General features: G+C 61.1%; 21 protein-coding genes. 9 read left to right on the top strand and 12 right to left on the bottom strand.

The genetic code is table 11. From position 1 onward, the window contains the following. Nucleotides 1-281 precede the first annotated feature (281 nt). Nucleotides 282-1,127 carry an oxidoreductase gene (locus tag ACFFAR_RS04810; RefSeq protein WP_174365156.1) on the bottom strand — a complete coding sequence of 282 codons (846 nt, stop codon included), beginning with the start codon at nt 1,125-1,127 and terminating at the stop codon, nt 282-284. Nucleotides 1,128-1,296: 169 nt separating this feature from the next. Between ACFFAR_RS04810 and ACFFAR_RS04805 the strand changes: the two genes are divergently transcribed. Continuing rightward, the gene (locus tag ACFFAR_RS04805) at nt 1,297-2,256 is read left to right on the top strand and encodes an AraC family transcriptional regulator N-terminal domain-containing protein (RefSeq protein WP_375507580.1); all 960 of its coding nucleotides are present in this window, start codon (nt 1,297-1,299) and stop codon (nt 2,254-2,256) included. Here the strand turns inward: ACFFAR_RS04805 and ACFFAR_RS04800 are convergent. Both ACFFAR_RS04800 and ACFFAR_RS04795 read right to left on the bottom strand, forming a co-directional pair. Further along, entirely contained in the window at nt 2,233-2,586 is a 354-nt protein-coding gene (locus tag ACFFAR_RS04800) for a hypothetical protein (protein WP_375507579.1), read from the bottom strand. The genes ACFFAR_RS04805 and ACFFAR_RS04800 overlap by 24 nt on opposite strands. Before the next feature lie 303 nt (nt 2,587-2,889). Next, entirely contained in the window at nt 2,890-3,582 is a 693-nt protein-coding gene (locus tag ACFFAR_RS04795) for a GntR family transcriptional regulator (RefSeq protein ID WP_375507578.1), read from the bottom strand. A gap of 281 nt (nt 3,583-3,863) precedes the next feature. Between ACFFAR_RS04795 and ACFFAR_RS04790 the strand changes: the two genes are divergently transcribed. From ACFFAR_RS04790 to ACFFAR_RS04760, 7 genes are all read left to right on the top strand, one after another. Next, complete coding sequence (locus ACFFAR_RS04790) at nt 3,864-4,622, top strand: SDR family NAD(P)-dependent oxidoreductase (RefSeq protein ID WP_375507577.1); 759 nt, start codon at nt 3,864-3,866, stop codon at nt 4,620-4,622. Between the two features lie 108 nt (nt 4,623-4,730). Further along, nucleotides 4,731-5,699: a substrate-binding domain-containing protein gene (locus ACFFAR_RS04785; protein ID WP_174365269.1), complete on the top strand. Its 969-nt coding sequence runs from the start codon at nt 4,731-4,733 to the stop codon at nt 5,697-5,699. Continuing rightward, nucleotides 5,699-7,231 (top strand): sugar ABC transporter ATP-binding protein, encoded by a 1,533-nt coding sequence (locus ACFFAR_RS04780; protein ID WP_375507576.1) that lies wholly within the window; start codon nt 5,699-5,701, stop codon nt 7,229-7,231. The genes ACFFAR_RS04785 and ACFFAR_RS04780 overlap by 1 nt, the downstream gene beginning before the upstream one ends. Nucleotides 7,232-7,245: 14 nt before the next feature. After that, a complete protein-coding gene (locus ACFFAR_RS04775) occupies nt 7,246-8,238 on the top strand; it encodes an ABC transporter permease (protein ID WP_174364100.1) in 993 nt (330 codons plus the stop codon). Between the two features lie 40 nt (nt 8,239-8,278). Then, nucleotides 8,279-9,574 carry an MFS transporter gene (locus ACFFAR_RS04770; RefSeq protein ID WP_375507575.1) on the top strand — a complete coding sequence of 432 codons (1,296 nt, stop codon included), beginning with the start codon at nt 8,279-8,281 and terminating at the stop codon, nt 9,572-9,574. After that, nucleotides 9,571-10,464: an amidohydrolase family protein gene (locus ACFFAR_RS04765; RefSeq protein ID WP_174364101.1), complete on the top strand. Its 894-nt coding sequence runs from the start codon at nt 9,571-9,573 to the stop codon at nt 10,462-10,464. The genes ACFFAR_RS04770 and ACFFAR_RS04765 overlap by 4 nt, the downstream gene beginning before the upstream one ends. Nucleotides 10,465-10,468: 4 nt before the next feature. Further along, nucleotides 10,469-12,199, top strand: a complete 1,731-nt coding sequence (locus ACFFAR_RS04760; protein ID WP_174364102.1) for a dihydroxy-acid dehydratase — start codon at nt 10,469-10,471, stop codon at nt 12,197-12,199. Nucleotides 12,200-12,212: 13 nt separating this feature from the next. On the opposite strand, the gene ACFFAR_RS04755 is transcribed toward ACFFAR_RS04760, so the two are convergent. Beyond that, the gene (locus ACFFAR_RS04755) at nt 12,213-13,037 is read right to left on the bottom strand and encodes an SDR family oxidoreductase (protein WP_174363660.1); all 825 of its coding nucleotides are present in this window, start codon (nt 13,035-13,037) and stop codon (nt 12,213-12,215) included. A 110-nt stretch (nt 13,038-13,147) separates the two neighbouring features. On the opposite strand from ACFFAR_RS04755, the gene ACFFAR_RS04750 reads away from it, so the two are divergent. Beyond that, on the top strand, nt 13,148-14,047 hold the full coding sequence (locus ACFFAR_RS04750) for a LysR substrate-binding domain-containing protein (protein ID WP_174363659.1): 900 nt from the start codon (nt 13,148-13,150) through the stop codon (nt 14,045-14,047). A 40-nt stretch (nt 14,048-14,087) separates the two neighbouring features. Here the strand turns inward: ACFFAR_RS04750 and ACFFAR_RS04745 are convergent, their stop codons facing one another. From ACFFAR_RS04745 to ACFFAR_RS04710, 8 genes are all read right to left on the bottom strand, one after another. Beyond that, complete coding sequence (locus ACFFAR_RS04745) at nt 14,088-14,537, bottom strand: ester cyclase (RefSeq protein WP_174363658.1); 450 nt, start codon at nt 14,535-14,537, stop codon at nt 14,088-14,090. Between the two features lie 151 nt (nt 14,538-14,688). Further along, nucleotides 14,689-14,949 carry a hypothetical protein gene (locus ACFFAR_RS04740; RefSeq protein ID WP_062002213.1) on the bottom strand — a complete coding sequence of 87 codons (261 nt, stop codon included), beginning with the start codon at nt 14,947-14,949 and terminating at the stop codon, nt 14,689-14,691. Nucleotides 14,950-15,097: 148 nt separating this feature from the next. Then, the gene (locus tag ACFFAR_RS04735; RefSeq protein ID WP_174363657.1) at nt 15,098-15,991 is read right to left on the bottom strand and encodes a PfkB family carbohydrate kinase; all 894 of its coding nucleotides are present in this window, start codon (nt 15,989-15,991) and stop codon (nt 15,098-15,100) included. Further along, nucleotides 15,988-16,833 (bottom strand): BtpA/SgcQ family protein, encoded by an 846-nt coding sequence (locus ACFFAR_RS04730; protein ID WP_062002211.1) that lies wholly within the window; start codon nt 16,831-16,833, stop codon nt 15,988-15,990. The genes ACFFAR_RS04735 and ACFFAR_RS04730 overlap by 4 nt, the downstream gene beginning before the upstream one ends. 21 nt (nt 16,834-16,854) lie before the next feature. Beyond that, nucleotides 16,855-17,499, bottom strand: a complete 645-nt coding sequence (locus ACFFAR_RS04725; RefSeq protein ID WP_375507574.1) for a TenA family protein — start codon at nt 17,497-17,499, stop codon at nt 16,855-16,857. Then, nucleotides 17,499-18,506 carry an ABC transporter permease gene (locus ACFFAR_RS04720; protein ID WP_174363655.1) on the bottom strand — a complete coding sequence of 336 codons (1,008 nt, stop codon included), beginning with the start codon at nt 18,504-18,506 and terminating at the stop codon, nt 17,499-17,501. The genes ACFFAR_RS04725 and ACFFAR_RS04720 overlap by 1 nt, the downstream gene beginning before the upstream one ends. Continuing rightward, nucleotides 18,503-19,276 (bottom strand): ATP-binding cassette domain-containing protein, encoded by a 774-nt coding sequence (locus ACFFAR_RS04715; RefSeq protein ID WP_174363654.1) that lies wholly within the window; start codon nt 19,274-19,276, stop codon nt 18,503-18,505. Before ACFFAR_RS04715 ends, ACFFAR_RS04720 begins: the two co-directional genes overlap by 4 nt. A gap of 6 nt (nt 19,277-19,282) precedes the next feature. Next, the coding region (locus tag ACFFAR_RS04710) for a substrate-binding domain-containing protein (RefSeq protein WP_174363653.1) at nt 19,283-19,612 on the bottom strand (330 nt) is incomplete at its 5' end.

Below are 19,612 nucleotides of genomic sequence, written 5' to 3'. Positions count from 1 at the left end.
CAGCCGATACACCTTTGTGCGTATCGCGGGAATGACTCATTGTTCTCCTCCAAAGTGATTTGCCTGCGGATCGACTTGTCCTCTGAATTCCTTCGTGACGCATGGGACAACGAAGTTGAGCCGTATGGTGACAGCTTCCGGTGGCTTCGTGGGGAAGAGGGATAGCGTTGCAAGCACTCAGAAAGGCGATGCGGTTGCCAGGAGGTCTTGCCTGATACTCTGATCCGGGCGAATCGTTTCTAGTAGGGCGACGGCCTTGCGCCGCCGCTCTCGCGGATGGACTAATCCGCGTAGTCGGTTGAGCTCGACACCGCTTCCCACTCGCTGATTTCATCGGCGAGGGAAGACAACTTTTCTCTGACGAACTTCAACGCGTCGTTGCCGAGCAGCAGATGGACCGGCGGATTCGGCGAAGCAATGACCTTCAGCAGCGCCTGCGCAGCCTTGGCCGGGTCCCCCGCCTGCTTGCCGCTTTTTTCCTCGCGGGCGCGGCGGATGGGTTCGAACAACGCATCGTAATCGTCGATACTGCGGCCCGCGCGCACCATCGAACGTCCTGCCCAGTCGGTGCGAAACGATCCGGGCGCCACGGCGGTGACGTGAATGCCAAAGCCCTTCAACTCCTTGGACAAGGTTTCCGAAATTCCTTCGAGCGCGAACTTGCTGCCGCAGTAGTACGAAATGCCGGGCATGGTGATGAAACCACCCATCGACGTGACGTTGATGATGTGGCCCGCCCTGCGTTTGCGCATGGACGGTACGATCGCCTTGATCATCGCTACGGCGCCAAACACGTTGACGTCGAACTGACGGCGCATGTCCTCGAGCGGCGATTCTTCGAGCGTGCCTTCGTGACCGTAACCTGCGTTATTGATAAGGACATCGACAGGACCAATGTCTGTCTCGACCGATCGCACGGCGGGTTCGATTGCTGCGAAATCGGTGACGTCGAGCAGCAGGGGGTGCGCGCGATCCTGAGCCATCCGTTTGAAGGCGTTGGCCGCGACGCTGTCCCTCACGGTGCCTACAACGGTGTGGCCGGCATCGAGCGCCGCGCGTGCGAACGCCAGTCCGAAGCCCGAACTGACTCCGGTGATCAGGAAGATTTTCTTGGTGGTTTCAGTCATGGTCGTATCCAGGGTTGTGATGTGTGAAAGGAACGATCAAATAGTAGTTTCCATGCTCACCGCAAGCTATGTTCGATAGTCTGAAAGGCTTGCCTGATCCTATGATCCTCTGGACTCGACACATCGGCCGGTGCAAGATGAGGCTTCGCTCGATCCCAAATACGACGCCATGACCGACTTATCAGATTCCACTGATCCCATGGACGCATTGCGTCGCGAGACCAATGCGCTCTTGCTCGAACTCGCGCCGATCGAAGGCTATAGCCTGTGCGCGCTGCCCGACGTGCGCTTTCTCAGGTCGAACCGGCCGTTGACGCGCACGCCGGTGCTTTACGATCCCGGCATCGTGATCGTGTGCCAAGGGCGCAAACGGGGTTATCTCGGCGACGACGTTTACCTGTACGACGCGAATCAGTATCTGGTCGTCTCCGTTCCCTTGCCGTTTTCAATGGAAACCGAAGCGAGCGCAGAAGAGCCGCTGCTCGCTATTTATCTGCGTCTCGATTTCAGCCTCGCGGCCGAACTGATGCTGCAACTTGAAGAGCTCGACGCGGTGTCGTCGTCCGAACCGGCCGGCATGGCGACCACGCCACTCGATCTTCCGTTGGCGCGTACCGTCCTGCGTCTTTTGCATGCCATGCGCGATCCGCTTGAGGCGCAAGTGATCGGACCGTCGATTGTGCGAGAGCTTTATTTTCGCGTGTTTATCGGACAGCAGGGAGGTTCCATGCGCGCCGCGCTGAGCCGTCAGGGACACTTCGGCAAGATCTCGCGGGCAATCCGCAAGATTCACGCTTCGTTTGCTCAGGCGCTGACCGTCGAGGATCTTGCGGGGGAAGCGAACATGAGTATCGCGACGTTTCACGCGCACTTCAAGAGCGTCACGGATTCATCGCCGATCCAGTACATCAAGTCGACACGGTTGCATCAGGCGCGCTTGCTGATGGCGCGCAATGGCATGACGGCGGCGGGTGCGGCGGCGAGCGTGGGTTACGAAAGTGCATCGCAGTTCAGCCGGGAATTCAAGCGGCTGTTCGGAAGCAGTCCGCATGAGGAGGTCGCGCGCATGAAGCAGAACTTCGCGATGCCCGACCCGCTGCCGTCTTCAATCTTCGTCTCGTCGCATTAGGAAGTGGTCGTAATAGCCTTTCGTGTCCTGGCCGCCGACGTTGACGCCGCTTGCGTTGCTCACGCCTTCGCGAAGCATGGTCGCGCCCTGTTCGGACAGCACTGCGCGCGGGATGACTTGTGCATTCCATGGCAGATCTTTCAGTTTCGTACCAGTCTTGCTTGCCGAGCTGATTTGATTTGGATTACTTATTGTATTGTCGCCGCCGAAAGGGCTATAGCTCGAAGGAGCGCTGCCCCGGATCTCGATCGGCGGCAGGATCGCGTCTTCAGACACGGCCGGCCCTTGTTGCGCGATGGCCCGATCGATCTGCGCTGCACCGGCAAGCACGAGAAGGCCGGCTCTCAAGGAGTTTCGATTTGATTTCATATTTATTACACCCACTTTTTTGATTGCGAATATGCCGGAGCGCAGCGATGGATCGTGTGACTTTTTGCCGGACGCAATGTCAAATGATTCGCGTTAGCATTTGACGACTGCATGGCAATACGATTGGCGCTGCGGAGTTATTCCGCGCAGGGTCAATAAATTCTGGAAATTTTTTCGAGGGAAGTACGGGATGTCGGCAGGCGCTATCGAGCGCCGGCGCGTGGTCTTGGCTGGTTTGTTGCGAAGCGGTTGCTGCCGGTTTTTTTAGCGCGCGCCCGGCGGCGCTGTCTCAAACAATCCACGCACCGCGTTCAGGTACGTATCGAGCGATGGCCCGATATGGCTTCGGCACAGCGTCACGAGACTCTCGCGGCTGCCGCTTTCGATTGCACGAATCATGGCCCAATGTTCATCGCGCGCATTCATCAGATGCGGTTGGCTTGCGGACGTATAGAACCGCGCGCCATGCACCTTCTGCGCCGAGCTGCGGATCATCTCCGCAAGATACGGATTGCCGCATGCCGAGAACAGGCAATCGTGAAACGCCATGTTCGCGTGAAAAGCCGCGCGATAGTCCTTCGCTTCAACTGCCTGCGTGTGTTCGGTCTGGATCCGCGTCAGTTCCGCCACGAACTCCGGCGAGCCGGGCAGGGGAATCTGCTGAGCGGCGAGCATCTCGAGCGCCTCGCGCACTGAATAAATCTGGCGGATTTCTCCCGGGCTGAGAAGACGCACGGTCGCGCCCTTGTTCGCAATGTGCTCGACCAGTCCCATGCGTTCGAGCTCGAAGATGGCTTCGCGAATCACGTGCTTCTTGCAATCGAACTGGGCGCTCAGCTTTTCCTCGAGCAGACGCTGGCGCGGCATCAGCCAGCCGAGCACGATCTGCTCTTCGAGCGCTTTCACGATCTCTTGAACCTGATTCGTCGATGGTTTTCGAGTAGTCGTGTCTGTCATCTAAAACCTGTGGTCCGTTTGAAGGTTGGAAAGGCGTTACGTCCGATGTTCGCAATTCTAGCTGCAGGCGTCATTCCATCAGGCAAACGTTATCACTCAGCATCGTTGAATTATACGTCAACAAGATCATTGACAATCGAGTCAAAGAAAACGAGACTGGTCGCGTCGAACCATGTTGAAGCGGATTTTTGAAGCGCACGCCGCTCATTCCCCGGTTCGCCAAACCCCGCACGGTCAAGGCGCCGGCGCGGGACCATTGCTCAAACAACGGAGACAGGCGCGTGAAACAGCGGCTGAGCAGCAAGCGCATCATCATCACGGGTGCGGTCAACAACATCGGGAAAGCGGCGGTCGAAGCGTTCCTTTCGGAAGGTGCGAAAGTCGTGATTGGCGATATCGACGCCGAGCGCGGCAGCGCCGTCGCAGCCGAACTCGGCGCGAACGTGCGGTTCATTGCCGTGGACGTCTCGCGCGAGGAAAGCGTCGCGGACTTCATCAATGACGGCGCCGCGTGGCTCGGCGGCCTCGACGTCCTGGCGCAAAACGCGGGCGTGATGACGTCGGGCGATATCACGGCGCTCGATGCCGCCGCATTCGACCGCGTCTTCGCCGTGAACGTGCGAGGGCTCTTTTTCGGCGCGAAGCATGCGGTGCCGCATCTGCGCCAGTCGGGCGGCGGCTCGATCATCAATACAGCTTCGCTTGCCGGCAAACGCGGCCAGCCCGGACTCACCGTGTACTCGGCGTCCAAGGGCGCAGTGATCGCGTTTGGCACCACGCTCGCACTGGAACTGGCGCCATCGAACATTCGAGTGAATACGATCTGCCCCGGCTGGGTCGATACCGCGTTCAACGACCCGATCGTCGGATTCATGGGCGGACGCGCGACCCAGGACGACAAGGTCGCGACCTTCGTTCCGCTTGGCCGCCAGGGCCGGCCAGCCGAGATCGCGCCGCTCTTTGTCTTCCTTGCCTCCGATGAATCCTCGTACGTCAATGCGCAGGCCCTGCTTGCGGATGGAGGTGCGTTCAACTCGTAAGGAAACCGAAGCGTTATTGCTGGCTGGTTTCGCCACCCCGAAGTTTTTCAAGAACTCGTCGAAAACAACATATGTTTCCCTCGCCAGGAGGGATGACAGGAGATAGTCATGTACCGAAAGTGGTCAGTAGCCGCGCTGAGCGCAGCGTTGCTCGTCTCGGCAGTAACTTCAGCTGCAACGTCAGCGCACGCCGCCGATAAAAAACATCTCTACTTCGTCGCCAACGGGGCGGTGGATTTCTGGAAGCTCGCCGAAGCCGGCATGCGCAAAGCCCAGGCCGAATTGCCGAACTACATAATTGAAATGAAGTATCCGGAACAGTCGTCGGCGGCGGTCCAGAATCGCTTGCTGGATGACCTCGTTGCCAACGGCGCGGCCGGCATCATCCTGAGTTCGGTGGACCCCAAGACCCAGACAGAGGAGCTGAATAAAGTGGCGGGCCAGACGCTGCTCGCCACGACCGATGGCGACGCGCCCGACACGAAGCGCGCGTTTTATCTGGGATCGAGCAATTTCGATGCGGGCAAGCAGGCGGCGCAAATCCTGACGAAGGCCATGCCGAACGGCGGCAAGTGCGTGGCGTTCGCGGGCTTGCCGGGCGCCGACCTTGCCGTGCAGCGCATCAAGGGAATGAAGGAAGGGCTGCAGAATACGAAGATCACGATCGACAGCGTGCGCTCCGACGAGATGGATCAGGCGCGGGCGCAAAGCAATGCGGCCGATATCCTGACCGCGCGCAAGGACGTCAACTGCATGATCGGCATTTTTGCGTACAACACGCCGCAGATCGAGCTGGCCTTGCAGCAATCCGGCCGCGCCGGTCAGGTGACGGTGGTGGGCTTCGACAACGACCAGGGCACGCTCAACGGCATCAAGCAAGGCGTGGTGGCAGGAACCGTGGTGCAGCAGCCGTATCAATGGGGCTACCTCGGCATGAAGTACATGGCGCGCTACCTGGAAGGCGACAAGTCGTTCATCCCCAAGGATCACAAGATCATCGTGCCGACGCAGATCATCGACAAATCGAATGTCGATGGTTTCATTGCGCAGGTCAAGACGTGGATGGCGAAGAAGTGATGAGCGAGCCGCTGCCATCTCGCGCGCCGTTGCTGTCGCTGAAGGCTATCGCCAAGACCTATGGCGCGGTGCAGGCGCTGAAGGGCGTGAGCTTTCACGTCGATGCAGGCGAGGTCGTGGGCCTGATCGGCGAAAACGGCGCGGGCAAGTCCACGCTGATGAAAGTGCTCGGCGGTGTGATCGAACCCACGAGCGGCACGATCGCTATAGAAGGGCGCGAACATGCCGCGCTGAGCGTGCCCCAGTCGCTCGGCGCGGGTATCGCGTTCGTGCATCAGGAACTCAACCTGTTCGAGAACCTCGATGTGGCAGCGAATGTTTTTATCGGCCGTGAACCGCGCTATGGCGGCCCGTTGCGGCTCGTGGACAACAAGGTTCTGCATGCCCGCGTCACGCCGCTCCTGAAGCGGCTTGGCTGCGATTTTTCGGCGAGCACGCCGGTGGCGGATCTGTCGATTGCCCAGTGCCAGATGCTGGAGATCGTCAAGGCGCTGTCGCTCGATGCAAAGCTCATCATCATGGATGAGCCGACGTCGAGTCTCACCACGTCCGAGACGTCGCGATTGCTGGATATCGTCGGCGATCTTAAGAAAAGCGGCGTGGCGATCATCTTCATCACGCACCGCCTGTCCGAAATCGAGCAGTGCGCGGACCGCGTGGTCGCGCTGCGCGATGGCGCGCTCGTGGGCAGCCTCGATCGTGCGGAGATCCGGCACGACGCAATGATCCGGCTCATGATCGGGCGCAGTCTCAACACGCTCTACACGCCGCCGGAAACCGCGCCGCGCGCGCCCGTCCTGGAACTCGAAGCGTTTGCAACGCCGGCTTATCCCGCGCAACCGGTGACGGTTGCTTTGCGAGGCGGCGAAATCCTCGGCCTTGCAGGGCTGATCGGATCGGGACGCACGGAACTGGCGCGCGCGATCTTCGGTATCGACAAGCCGGCGGGCGGCGCGCTGCGTCTGAACGGCAAGACTGTCGTGATCCGCTCTCCGCGAGATGCAATCAGGCTCGGCATCTATCTGATCCCGGAGGACCGCAAGCATTCCGGGCTGATCCTGGACAGCAGCATCGCTGAAAACATCGTGCTTGCGAGCTTGCCTGCAGTCTCACGCGGCAATCTCGTCGATACCCGCAACGTGCAGCGCGTGGCAGAAGAACAGCAGAAGTCGCTGCGCATCAAGGCGCCTTCCGTGGATGTTCACGCGGGCGCGCTGTCCGGAGGCAACCAGCAGAAGGTGGTGCTCGGCAAGTGGCTGTGCATGCAGCCGAAACTCGTCATCTTCGACGAGCCCACACGCGGTGTCGACGCCGGCTCAAAGAGCGAAATCTACGCTTTGATGCGCAAGCTCGCTGACCGGGGCGTGGCGATCCTGATGATATCGAGCGACATGGAAGAGGTGATCGGCGTAAGCGATCGCGTGGCGGTCATGCACGAGGGCGCCATCGCCGGCATTCTCGGACGGGACGCGCTCAGCGAAGCGAGCATCATGCATCTCGCCGTCGGCGAAACGGTCCAGACGGTTCATTAAAACAGGCAGACATCATGTTGAAGAAAGACTTGGGCCTACTCGTGCTCATCCTGGTCGTCGGCACGATCGTGGCGATCATCAACCCGCGTTTCATCTCGCCGGCGAATCTTTCGAACACGGCGAACCTCATCGGCTTGTTCGGGTTGTTTGCGATCGGCGAGGGATTCGTGATCATCACGGGCGGCATCGATTTGTCGATCGGATCGGTGTTCGCGCTGCTCGGCGTGATCTTCATGACGCTTCTTTCAACCGATGGCGTGAACTGGATCGTCGCCACCGTGCTGATGGTCGTCGCGGGACTGGTGATCGGGCTGGTCCACGGTTTCCTCGTGACAAGGCTGCGCATGCAGCCGTTCGTGGTCACGCTTTGCGGCTTGCTGATCTATCGCGGCGCGGCGCGTTATTACACTGATGACGGCACTGCCGGCTTCGAGTTCGGCCAGACCTTCCCGACGCTGGAACGGCTGACGACGGGTCATATCTGGGGCGTGCCGAACAGCTTTATCGCGTTCGTGGTGATTGCGGCGATCATGGCCGTGGTCCTGCACAAGTCGGTGTTCGGCCGTTACCTTTTCGCGGTCGGGAAGAACGAAGAGGCGGCGCGTTATTCGGGCATCAACACGCGGGCGGTGGTGATTGCGTCGTACGTGATCTGCTCGGGACTCGCGGGCATCTCGTCCGTCTACTTCGCCATGTACACGCGCTCCGTTGCGCCCGCGTCGCATGGAACGTTCTACGAGCTTTATGCGATCGCTGCCGCGGTGCTGGGCGGCTGCTCGCTGCGCGGCGGCGAGGGTTCGATACTCGGGATTGCGCTCGGTGCGGTGCTGCTGCAGATCCTGCAGAATCTCGTCAACCTGCTGGGGATTCCGTCGTCGCTGAATTTTGCCGTCATGGGCGGCGTGATCGTGCTCGGCGTGCTGATCGATGGCCAGTTGAAAGCGCTGCGGCAACGGCGCGCGGCGTTGCGTCCCCCGGCGGAACAACAAGTAACCGTGAAGGCGTGACACGCTTTGCGGCACGTACGATCACACGGATACCCACGGCATGAGCCAGACACCACCAAGACCACTGAACCCGGACAAACGCGACGACACCGGTCTCGCCGCGTTCTACAAGGAACTGACCACGCAGGAGCGGCGCACCTTCTGGACATGCTTTACCGGCTGGGGGCTGGATGCGCTCGACTTCATGATCTATCCGCTCGTGATCGGCACCATCATGACGTTGTGGAAAGTCGATACCGGCATTGCGGGCCTGGCGGTGACAGGTACGCTGCTGACATCGGCTATCGGCGGCTGGCTTGCGGGGTATCTCGCCGACAGGATCGGCCGCGTGAAGACGCTGCAGATCACTGTTGCGTGGTTCTGCATCTTCAGTATTGCGTGCGCGTTCGTGCAGAACTTCGACCAGTTGATGATCGCACGGGCCATTCTCGGTTTCGGTTTTGGCGGTGAATGGGCGGCGGGCGCCGTGCTGATCGGCGAAACGATCCGGCCGCAATTCCGGGGCCGCGCGGTAGGCGTGGTGCAATCGGCGTGGGCGGTGGGCTGGGGCGCGGCGGTTCTGTTGCAAGCGGGAATGTTCTCGGTCTTCCCGCCCGAAACCGCCTGGCGCGCCATGTTCGCATTCGGCGTGCTGCCTGCGCTGCTGCTGGTCTATGCGCGGCGGCATGTCAGGGAACCCGAGATTGCCGACCGCGCCCGAAAACAACGCGCAATCGATGGCGATGCACCGTCGCTCTGGGAGATCTTTCGTCCTGGCACGCTGAAAACGACGATCCTCGGATCGGTTTTCATGATGGGATGCCAGGGCGGTTATTACGCCATATCGACGTGGATTCCGACTTTCCTCAAGACCGAGCGGCATTTGACCGTCATCAATTCGACCGGCTATCTGGGCTTCCTGATTACCGGAAGTTTTTTCGGTTATCTGTTCGGCGCGTGGATGGCGGACCGTTTCGGACGCAAGAAACTCTTCGTGTCGTTTTCGATAGCGGCGATCATCGTGGTGCTCGCCTACACGCAGTTCACGATCAGCAACGAAGCGATCCGCTGGCTCGGTTTTCCGCTCGGGTTCTTCTCCAGCGGTTATCTTGCGGGCGTGGGATCGTTTCTCTCAGAACTTTATCCGACCCGGCTGCGCGGTTCCGGCCAGGGCTTCTGCTACAACTTCGGCCGGGGCATGGGCGCGCTTTTCCCTGCGCTTGTCGGCGCGTTTTCGGTACGCTTCGGACTTGCAACCGCCATCGCGATCTTTGCCGTGGTGGCTTACGCGCTGCTCCTCTTGAGCGCGGCGCTGCTTCCCGAGACGCGCGGCATTCAACTGGATGACATCAAATGACGGCTACCGAAACAAGCACCGCGCCGCTTTGTCCGGGACCCGCGCCGGTCCAGCCGCGGGCATCGGCGTTCGAGATGCCCGCCGGCGCGGTCGATACCCACGCGCACGTGATCGGCGGACCGCCGGCTCATCCCTGGATGCCGGATCGCGCTTACACGCCGCCACCCGCCACGCCCGAGGCTTATCTGAAGATGCTCGATGACGTCGGCTCGCAGTACGGCGTGCTGATCCAGGTGAGCGTTCACGGGCAGGACAACACGCTGATGCTCGACACGTTGCGTGCGCATCCCGAACGCTTGCGCGGGGTCGTCGTGCCGGCGCTCGGACTTCCCGATGCACACTATCAATCGATGAAAGACGCCGGCGCGGTCGGCCTGCGCCTGAACGTGCTGTACGGCGGCGGTGGCGTGAGCCTCGCGCAGCTTGCCGAGTACGATGCCCTCGCGCGCGACTGGGGCTGGCACATGCAGTTCCTGCTGGACGCGCGGGAGTTGCCGGCCATTGCGCCGCGGTTCAGGAAGCTGCAATCGACGATTGTTGTCGATCACATGGGCCACATCCCCACGTCCGAAGGCGTCGAATCGGCGGGCTTTCGCGAACTGCTCGCACTCGTTCGCGACGGCGCCTGGGTCAAGGTCTCGGGCGCATATCGGCTGAGCGCCGGGGAACCACCGTATGCCGACACGCTCGGCTATGCGCAGGCGCTGATCGATACCGCGCCCGATCGTTGCGTGTGGGGTTCGGACTGGCCGCACGTCGCGACCTGGACCACCATGCCGAGCGTCGCACAATTGCTCGATACGCTTGCGCTCTGGGCGCCGGACCCCGCCGTGCGCACGGCGATTCTTACCACTAACGCACACAAGCTCTACGGCTTCGCTAACCACTAAAACCATGTCAGAAAAATCCTCCACGGGTCTTCGCAAAGGCCTGACCAGCTACGGCGACAGCGGCTTCTCGCTCTTCCTGCGCAAGGCGTTCATCAAAGGCGCCGGCTACACCGACAGCGCGCTCGATCGCCCCGTGGTCGGCATCGTCAATACGGGCAGCGCGTACAACCCATGCCATGGTAACGCGCCGCAACTGATCGAGGCGGTCAAGCGCGGCGTGATGCTGGCCGGCGGCCTGCCGATGGACTTCCCGACCATCAGCATCCACGAAAGCTTTTCATCGCCGACGAGCATGTACCTGCGCAACCTCATGTCGATGGACACCGAGGAAATGCTGCGCGCGCAACCCATGGACGCCGTCGTGATGATCGGCGGCTGCGACAAGACGGTGCCGGCGCAACTGATGGGCGCGGCATCGGCGGGTCTCCCGGCCATTCAACTGATCACCGGATCCATGCTGACGGGTTCGCATCGTTCCGAACGTGTGGGCGCGTGCACGGATTGCCGCCGTTATTGGGGCAAGTTCCGCGCGGAAGAGATCGACGAGCAGGAGATCGCCGATGTCAACAACCAGCTCGTCGCGAGTGTGGGGACATGTTCGGTGATGGGCACCGCAAGCACGATGGCGTGCATTGCAGAGGCCTTGGGCATGACCGTGCCTGGCGGTGCATCGCCGCCCGCCGTTACCGCCGACCGCATGCGCGTGGCGGAACTGAGTGGCGCGCAGGCCGTGAAGATGGCGCATGAACGGCTGACCATCGACAAGATCCTGACGCCCGATGCATTTCATAACGCAATGCGCGTGTTGCTTGCAATCGGCGGATCGACGAACGGCATCATCCATCTGACGGCGATCGCCGGGCGTTGCGGGCTCGAAGTCGACCTGAAGGCGCTCGACCGGATGGGCCGCGATACCCCCGTCCTGGTGGACCTGAAGCCGTCCGGGCAGCATTACATGGAAGACTTCCATCATGCCGGCGGCATGGCCACGCTGCTGCGCGAACTCAAGCCGCTGCTCAAGCTGGATGCGCTGACCGTCACGGGCCGCACGCTTGGCGAGGAAATCGAACTCAGCGGACCGGGCTTTGCGCAAGACGTCGTGAAGACGCGCGAACGGCCGATCTATCCGCAGGGCGGCATTGCCGTGCTCGAAGGGAATCTTGCGCCGGGCGGTGCGATCATCAAGCAATCGGCGGCGCATCCGGACCTCATGGAACACACCGGTCGCGCGATCGTCTTCGAGAACGCCGATGACATGGCGCTGCGCATCGATTCCGACGATCTCGATGTCACCGCCGACGACATCCTGGTGCTCAAGAACATCGGACCGAAGGGCGCGCCGGGCATGCCGGAGGCGGGCTATATTCCGATTCCGAAAAAGCTGGCGAAGGCGGGGGTGAAGGACATCGTCCGGATCTCCGATGGCCGCATGAGCGGCACCGCGTTCGGCACGATCGTGTTGCACGTGACGCCCGAGGCCGCGATCGGCGGGCCGCTTGCCCATGTGCACAACGGCGACCAGATCCGCCTGAGCGTGGCGAATCGCGAGATATCGCTGCTCGTCCCGGAGGAAGAACTGGCGCAACGCGCGCTCGATGAACCCGTCGTCGTGCCGACAGCCGGGCGCGGCTACCGGAAGCTCTTCCTGGAAACGGTGACACAGGCGGACAAGGGCGTGGATTTCGATTTCCTGCGTGCGGAGCATTTCACCGGATCGACGCCGACCATCGAGTGATGATCGACGAGCTTCACGAGTCTGCAGAGTAGGCGATGTCCTTTTGCGCTTCAAGCGCCTTCAGCCGTTCCGTCAGCGCCGCGCGGATCGACTCGTAGGCGGTGCCACCCAGCGTCAGGCGCAAGGGCGGGTGCGCCGAGTCGGCGGCGGCGATCATCGCGTCGACGGTCTTGCCCGCGTCGCCGCGAATCGCGAAGCTGTTGGTCGCGATTGCTCGCCGTACATCGCCCGCCGGCGTGTCTTCGTACTCGGGCATGGGCTTGGCGTGGTCCAGTCCGGCGCCGAACTGCGTGCTCGTCGGTCCTGGCTCCACGATCACGAAGTCGATGCCAAACGGCGCCACTTCCTTCGCCACCGACTCCACGAAGCCTTCAATACCCCATTTCGTCGTGTGATAAAGGCTGAAGTTCGGATAGGCGATCTGTCCGCCCTCCGATGAAACCTGGACGATCCGGCCGCCGCCCTGGGCGCGAAGATGCGGCAGCGCCGCGCGGATGACCTGAATCGAGCCGGTGAGATTGGTCGCGATTTGCCGGTCGATCTGCTCGTCGGTCACCTCTTCGCCTGCGCCGAACAGACCATAACCCGCATTGCTCACAACGACATCGATACGGCCCGCGGCTTCGAACGCCCCGGCAATGCACGTCCGGGTCGCCCGGGTATGGGTGACATCGAGCGTCAGTACGTGAAGGCGGTCGTTGTATTGCTCCTTGAGGTCGTCGAGCGCGCCATCGCGGCGCAGCGTTGCGACGACTTTGTCGCCTCGCGCGAGGAGGCGCTCGGCGAGCAGCCGTCCAAGGCCGGAGGATGTGCCGGTGATAAGCCAGGCTTTTGTCATGATGTCTCCCAAAAGTCGTCGGATCGGATTGCCTGAGACCCATTCTAGGTGCCGATGATTGGTGAGAGAAGCCGCTATAGTGTGCATGCCCTCGTGAAAAATCGACACCAATGACCAAACCCACGCTTGCCGATCTCACTGCGTTTTCTGCCGTCGCGGCGCATCGGAGTTTCCGCCGCGCCGCCGATGCGCTCGGCGTGTCGCGGTCATCGCTGAGTCATACGATGCTCGCGCTGGAGCGCCAGTTGGGCGTGCGCCTGCTCAATCGCACCACGCGCAGCGTGGCGCCCACGGAGGCCGGTGAAGCGCTGCTGGTGCGCATCGAGCCCGTGCTGCGCGATCTCGATGAAGCGCTGGACGCAGTCGCCGATGCTCGCGGCAATCCGAGCGGCATGCTGCGGATCAACGCCAACGAGGGCGCTGCGAGGATCCTGCTGAAAGCCGCGGTGCCGCGCTTTCTGGAACGCTTTCCCGGCATGGCGCTGGATCTGGTGGTGGAGGGCCGGCTCGTGGACATCGTGGAACAGGATTTCGATGCCGGCGTGCGGCTCGAGGAGTCAGTGCCGCGTGACATGGTGGCGGTACGCATTGGCGGCGACTTGCGTTTTGTCGTGGTCGCGGCGCCCTCGTATCTTGCGGGACGAAAGCCGCTCATCACACCCGATGACCTTCGCGAGCACGCCTGTATCCGGCAGCGCTTGCCGAGTGGCAAGCGGTACCGATGGGAATTCGCAAGGCGCGGCGAGGAAGTGCTGGTCGATGTTCCCGGCGCGCTCACGCTGGATAACAACGGGCTGATGGTCGAAGCCGCGTCCGATGGACTGGGCCTGGCCTACGTGCCGGAAGCAGCCGCACGTGACTGGCTGGACGATGGCCGGCTGGTGCTCGTTTTGCAAGAGTGGTGCCCGTTCATTCCGGGCTTGTGTTTGTACTATCCCGGACATCGGCACGTGCCGGCCGGATTGCGGGCTTTTATCGATGTGCTCAAGGAGGTTAATGGCGACGCTTGAAAGCGGGCCGGAGGATTCCCGGCCCGTTCCATGAAAACGATCAAGCCGCCTTGATCAGCCCTAGCTGCTGCAGTGCAGTCACGCCATCGTCCAGACCGGTCTCTTCAACGATCATGCCGCCTTGCAGCCGGAGCACGGTCGTCCCCGTGAAGCGCATTGTCCGGCCGGTCGCGGCAGGCAGTGCGCCGATGAGAAAGTCATCGAACGCCTGACCGGTGTGCGTGCCACCGCCTTCCCAGCGGCCGACCACGTAATCGCCTTCCGCGATCAGATCGGCCGTGCCCCAAAAGTTGAGATTTGGGAATGCGGCGCGAAAACCGGTCATGAACGACTTGATGTCCTCGCGGCCACGGCGCGACTCGTGCAGCGAATACTGCAGGAGCATGTCGGGTGCAGCGAGTTCATCGACGATACCGAGGTCGCAGGTCTCGCCCCAAAAACGAGTGAACCAGCGGCCGACGATAGCCTTGTTGTCATCTTGCCTGGACATGGTGATTCCTCATTGAATGTGCTCGGGAAAGAGAAGCACGTTCGCCTCTCCTTGCCTGAAGACTATCGATGCAGGCATGCACCAGCGTCTCGTTTCTTGCTGCAACACTCGAAGAATCACTACGGAGAACCAGCATGATGAAACCAACGCTTCATTCCCGATCAAGCCAGCTATCCAGCGCCACGCGAAACGCGACGGCGGCGATCACGGGCACGGTCAGCATCATGACGATGCCGAAGTTTTCGATCGCATCGCCGTACAAGACCGTGTGATATAGCACGACGCTGGAGACCGCAACGAGGGCGACGAAGCCCGCGATCACCATCAGGATATGGCGCACGGCCTGGGACGGCTGCCAGCGCTTTTGTCGTCTGGCGGTATCGATGTCAGGTTTTTGTGGGTTTTCTGGCATAGCAGGGCGCCTGACTGTACGGACCGCATTCGCCGGCCCGGCCGGCGCGCAACAGGCATGTGACTGAGTAGATAAAGCTGCATGTTACTCGCGTTTGCCGGCCCTTTACCAACGCGCAGCGGTCCTTTCAGATTACCGTAAATTCCCGCTATCGAACGATGTCCTGCATTTCTTCCACCGACGGAATCGCGCTGAACGTCCCGGTCCGCTCGACCGTCAGCGCGGCGGCGCGCTGCCCTGCCTGGATGGCGTCGTCGAGCGAGGCGCCTCGCGCAAGCGAGCCGACCAGCACCCCTGAGAAAACGTCGCCCGCACCGGATGTATCGGAGGCTTTTACCGGCCGTGCCGCGAAGTTCGACGCGCCTTCGTGCGTCGAAAGCAGGCAGCCTTCAGCGCCCAGGGTCACGATCACCCAAGCCGGCCCCTTCGACTGCAACCACGCCGCCGAATCCTTTACGTCGACACCTTTTGCGATGTCCAGGATTTCGCCCTCGTTCGCGATGACACCGTCGCACTTCTCAAGCGCTTCGGTGCTGTCCCAGTGCCACGGCGCGGCGTTGATCACGACTTTCGCGCTGCGCGCGCGAGCCAGATCGGCGACCGCGTTGGTGCTGGCAAGAGACAGGTTGCCTTGCATCAGCACGTAGTCTCCCGCTTGAACGTCTGATAGAGACGCCGTGAGACGTTCCGCGCTGCTCGCCTGCGTGCAACCGATCGTGGTGATGATCGAGTTCTCGCCGTCGGCGGTCACCGTGAGGATCGAGACATCCGTATCACAAGACAATTTGATCAGACGCAGATCGTCGAACGCTTCTCGAAGCAGCGCGTTCTCGATCTCGATGCCGGCAGCATCGCCGCCTATCGCCGAGACGAACACGACCTTCGCGCCCGAACGCTGCGCCGCCACCGCCTGATTCAGCCCCTTTCCACCGGGTGCGCGAGCGATCGATTGCGCCAGAACCGACTCGCCCGGGCGCGGTGCGCGCCGGACATTGAGCGTCACATCCGACACTGCATTGCCCACCACGAACACACGTTTCATGAACGGGCCTTGTTTGCAGCGGCCATGAATTCATGCACGCGATCTCGATCGACGTCGTTCCACCACAGCCCGTCTTTCTTGAGGAAGCTCGCAACGATGACGGCATCGGCAATGGAAAACATGTCGCCAATGTTCGCCGGCGTGACGCCCGATCCAACGACCACGGGCAGCGACGTTCCCTTGCCGATAGCCGCGAGTTCATCGAGTTGCGCGGAGTCGCCCGTTCGCTGGCCCGTCGCCACGGCTGCGTCGGCATCGAAGAATTCCACGTCGCGAGCGAGTTCGGGGATCGAGCGGTCGCCCGTGATGGCGTGCGCGCCGTGCTTCACGTGGACGTCGGCGAAGATCTTGATGTCCCTTGCATGCAGCCACGAGCGGTAACGTGTCGCCTGCGCGGCGGGACCCTCGACAATACCCTCGTTGGCCACGTATGCGTTCGCCCACTGGTTCACACGAATGAACGACGCCGACGCCGCCTTGGCAATTGCAAGCGCCTGGATTGCGCCGTTCGCGAGCACGTTGATGCCGACAGGGCATTTCACCGTGCGTTTGACGGCTTCGGTAATCATGGTCATTGCCGCAACCGTTTCCGGGCCGATACTGTCCGGCTTGCTGAACGGAATATCGCCGTGGTTCTCGACCATCAGTCCGTCGACGCCACCTTCCACGAGCAGACGCGCTTCGTTGCATGAGAAGGCGATGATGTCCTCCATCCGCTCTCCGTCGTAGCGCGCGGAGCCGGGCAGCGGAAGACAATGAAGCATGCCGATGACCGCTTTCTTGCGGCCGAACAGCGTGGCGATGGCATTGGGTTTTTCATTCAAAACGAGCTTGTGCGACATACATGTATCCCTGGTTGACGACTATTCGTACGCGGCGCTGTGGAAGCCGATTTCAAGCGAAAGGGCTTTGGAGAAGATCTCGTTTGCACGCCCGAAATCGAACTTGGCGGCAGGGAGGGTGTCGATCTCGTTCTTGAGCCACGCGGCTTGATTGAGGAATGCGATGTCGGTGTGCAGCAGGACCCAGGCCCTGACGTTTGGATCCGCGATGTGAGTGCGCGCCGCCGCTTGGCACCACTCGGCGTACATCCACTCGGCGCACATCATCGCGACGACGACGTCGTGGTAAGACCCGTTGGCCGCGATCTCGAGCATGCCGGAGTTGAATGCAACAACGCGGGCGGGCAGGGTATCGAGGTCCGAAACAGGACGCACATCCAGTGCGTCGAACACGGCTTCGAAATAAGGAATCTGCTCAGTCGATAAAGCGTGCAGCACGCCCGAAAGCCAACGCTTCCTGCCCAGATCCGGCGCCTTGACGAGCGCGTAGCCAAAGATCGTGATGGCGGTTTCGACAAACAAATGTTCGTATCGAAGGTAGTTGTGAAACACATTTTTTGCAAGCGAATCGTTCTTGATGTCTTCGACGAACGCATGCGCCTGCATCTCGTTCCAAAGGGCCAGGTTCTTTTCTCGCAACTGGTCTGAATGGGATTGAAGCTCCATCATTTCTTTCCTTTTTTTGCCGTGCGCAGTTTGCTGAAGACGCGCGTGTTCGACCAGATTGCAAGAAGGATGATCACCCCTGTCACGATCTGGGTAAAGAAGGGCGATACATGCAAGAGGATCAGTCCGTTTCCAAGCGTTGCGATTGTCAGTGCGCCGAGGACCGTGCCGACCACCGTCGCGCGTCCGCCCATCAGCGAAGTGCCGCCCAGCACCACCGCCGCGATGACATCGAGTTCGAATCCGGATGCCGCATTCGAGGAGCCCGATCCCAAACGCGACGCGAGCATCAGCCCCGCTATAGCGGACGCAGCGCCGGAGATCACGAATACCGATGCCTTGATGCGCAGCGCCGGCATGCCGGAGCGGCGTGCCGCCTCGGCGTTGGAACCGACGGCAATGACCTGGCGGCCGTACCGCGTACGGTTGATCGTGATGTAGCCAATCAAGGCCGCAATAATCGCGATGATGGCCGGCACCGGAATGCCCGCGACCGTGCCGGCTCCGAAGAAGTCAAAGCCCGTTCCTGATTCAATGGGTATCGAGAATCCCTGAGTGGAATACAGCGCGATGCCGCGCAACGTGGAAAGCCCGGCAAGCGTGACGATGAATGACGGTATCGCCTGGCTCGCAGAAAACCAGCCCTGCACGAGACCAATGACTGCGCCCAGCAGTATCGTCACAAGAATAGCGACAGGCCACGAGAGACCGGCTTGCATCAGGATCGCAGCGAGCGAATTCGTCAATGCGACGACCGAGCCCACGGACAGGTCGATTCCTCCCGTGGCAATGACAAACGTCATTGCAATCGCGACCACCAGCATGGGCGCAAGCTGCCTGAGAATGTTCAGCAGGTTGGCAGTGGTCAGGAAGGTGGGCGTTGCGGCACTGAACAGGATGCAGCATGCAATAAAGAACACCGCAATCGATGCGACCTGCGCATGTGCAAGAAGCATGTCCCTGTACTTCGAGCCTTTTTCCCGCTCGGTATAAATGGAGGTGCTCATCGGTGCTGCTCCCCAACGATCAATTGAACCAGCTCTTCCAGCGTCGTATCTTTCACCCGGCGCTCGGCGACCTTCGTGCCCTCGTACATGACGGCGATCCGGTCGCATACGCGAAAGAGATCCTGAAGCCGGTGAGTGATCAGCACGACGGACACACCTTGCGCCTTTACGCGATTGATCAACGCGAGCACGGCCTCGACTTCGGCAACGGCAAGCGCCGAGGTGGGCTCGTCCATGATCAACACGCGCGGTTCGAACGATGCCGCTCGCGCAATCGCAATCGCCTGGCGCTGACCGCCCGAAAGCTGCTCGACGTTCGCGTTCAGGTCAGGAATGCGGATCTTGAGATTTGACAAGAGCCGTTTTCCCTCTTCGAGCATTGCGCTTCGTTTCAGAAAGCCCTTGTTGCAAAGCTCGCGTCCGAGAAAAAGATTGCCGGCGACATCGATAGCGTCACACAAGCTCAGGTCCTGATAGACCATTTCGATGTGACGCGCACGCGCATCGGCGGGGCTGGTCAGCTTGACGGGCTCCCCTCCCACCAATATGTCTCCGCTGTCCGGAATGTAGGTCCCGGCCATGATCTTCGTGAGCGTCGACTTTCCCGCTGCGTTGTCTCCGATCAGGCCGAGACATTCGCCGGGGTACAAGTCGAGGTCGACGCCGCGCAGTGCCTGGAACGAGCCAAACGAAATCTTGATGTCGCGCAATGAAAGTACGGGCTGGCCAAGCGCCTGGTCCGCGCGTTCCTGAGTTTCAAGCTGTTCCATATCCGGTCACTTTTTGAAGGCAGCACGATAAGGATCGACGTTCGCCTTCGTGACGACAGCGAGCGGCACTGAGATCGTGGTCTGAACGGTTTTCCCTTCATGGACGTCGTTAAGCGCCTGAATCGCAGCGCGGCCCATGGCAGCGGGGTCCTGTTGCACGACACCCAGCACGACCCCGTTGTCGATTCCCCGGATGACTTCCGACGCAAGGTCCCATCCGACGACCTTGATCTTCTTGTTCATGCCTTGTGCATTGATCGCCGCGATGGCGCCAAGCATGGCGGGCTCGCCGGTTGCATAGATGACATTGATATCCGGGTTCGCCGTAATGAGATT

The sequence above is a fragment of the uncultured Caballeronia sp. genome, assembly GCF_964243625.1.
In the GTDB taxonomy this organism is placed as follows: Bacteria; Pseudomonadota; Gammaproteobacteria; order Burkholderiales; family Burkholderiaceae; genus Caballeronia.
The sequence above is the reverse complement of the archived record's forward strand: the minus strand, read 5'-3'. Positions and strand labels throughout refer to the sequence as shown.

What these genes read in the sequence shown, in the direction of transcription:
- ACFFAR_RS04810 (WP_174365156.1), bottom strand. Translation starts at nt 1,127, where the DNA reads ATGACTGAAACCACCAAGAAAATCTTCCTGATCACCGGAGTCAGTTCG.
- ACFFAR_RS04805 (WP_375507580.1), top strand. Translation starts at nt 1,297, where the DNA reads ATGACCGACTTATCAGATTCCACTGATCCCATGGACGCATTGCGTCGC.
- ACFFAR_RS04795 (WP_375507578.1), bottom strand. Translation starts at nt 3,582, where the DNA reads ATGACAGACACGACTACTCGAAAACCATCGACGAATCAGGTTCAAGAG.
- ACFFAR_RS04785 (WP_174365269.1), top strand. Translation starts at nt 4,731, where the DNA reads ATGTACCGAAAGTGGTCAGTAGCCGCGCTGAGCGCAGCGTTGCTCGTC.
- ACFFAR_RS04780 (WP_375507576.1), top strand. Translation starts at nt 5,699, where the DNA reads ATGAGCGAGCCGCTGCCATCTCGCGCGCCGTTGCTGTCGCTGAAGGCT.
- ACFFAR_RS04775 (WP_174364100.1), top strand. Translation starts at nt 7,246, where the DNA reads ATGTTGAAGAAAGACTTGGGCCTACTCGTGCTCATCCTGGTCGTCGGC.
- ACFFAR_RS04770 (WP_375507575.1), top strand. Translation starts at nt 8,279, where the DNA reads ATGAGCCAGACACCACCAAGACCACTGAACCCGGACAAACGCGACGAC.
- ACFFAR_RS04765 (WP_174364101.1), top strand. Translation starts at nt 9,571, where the DNA reads ATGACGGCTACCGAAACAAGCACCGCGCCGCTTTGTCCGGGACCCGCG.
- ACFFAR_RS04760 (WP_174364102.1), top strand. Translation starts at nt 10,469, where the DNA reads ATGTCAGAAAAATCCTCCACGGGTCTTCGCAAAGGCCTGACCAGCTAC.
- ACFFAR_RS04755 (WP_174363660.1), bottom strand. Translation starts at nt 13,037, where the DNA reads ATGACAAAAGCCTGGCTTATCACCGGCACATCCTCCGGCCTTGGACGG.
- ACFFAR_RS04750 (WP_174363659.1), top strand. Translation starts at nt 13,148, where the DNA reads ATGACCAAACCCACGCTTGCCGATCTCACTGCGTTTTCTGCCGTCGCG.
- ACFFAR_RS04745 (WP_174363658.1), bottom strand. Translation starts at nt 14,537, where the DNA reads ATGTCCAGGCAAGATGACAACAAGGCTATCGTCGGCCGCTGGTTCACT.
- ACFFAR_RS04740 (WP_062002213.1), bottom strand. Translation starts at nt 14,949, where the DNA reads ATGCCAGAAAACCCACAAAAACCTGACATCGATACCGCCAGACGACAA.
- ACFFAR_RS04735 (WP_174363657.1), bottom strand. Translation starts at nt 15,991, where the DNA reads ATGAAACGTGTGTTCGTGGTGGGCAATGCAGTGTCGGATGTGACGCTC.
- ACFFAR_RS04730 (WP_062002211.1), bottom strand. Translation starts at nt 16,833, where the DNA reads ATGTCGCACAAGCTCGTTTTGAATGAAAAACCCAATGCCATCGCCACG.
- ACFFAR_RS04725 (WP_375507574.1), bottom strand. Translation starts at nt 17,499, where the DNA reads ATGGAGCTTCAATCCCATTCAGACCAGTTGCGAGAAAAGAACCTGGCC.
- ACFFAR_RS04720 (WP_174363655.1), bottom strand. Translation starts at nt 18,506, where the DNA reads ATGAGCACCTCCATTTATACCGAGCGGGAAAAAGGCTCGAAGTACAGG.
- ACFFAR_RS04715 (WP_174363654.1), bottom strand. Translation starts at nt 19,276, where the DNA reads ATGGAACAGCTTGAAACTCAGGAACGCGCGGACCAGGCGCTTGGCCAG.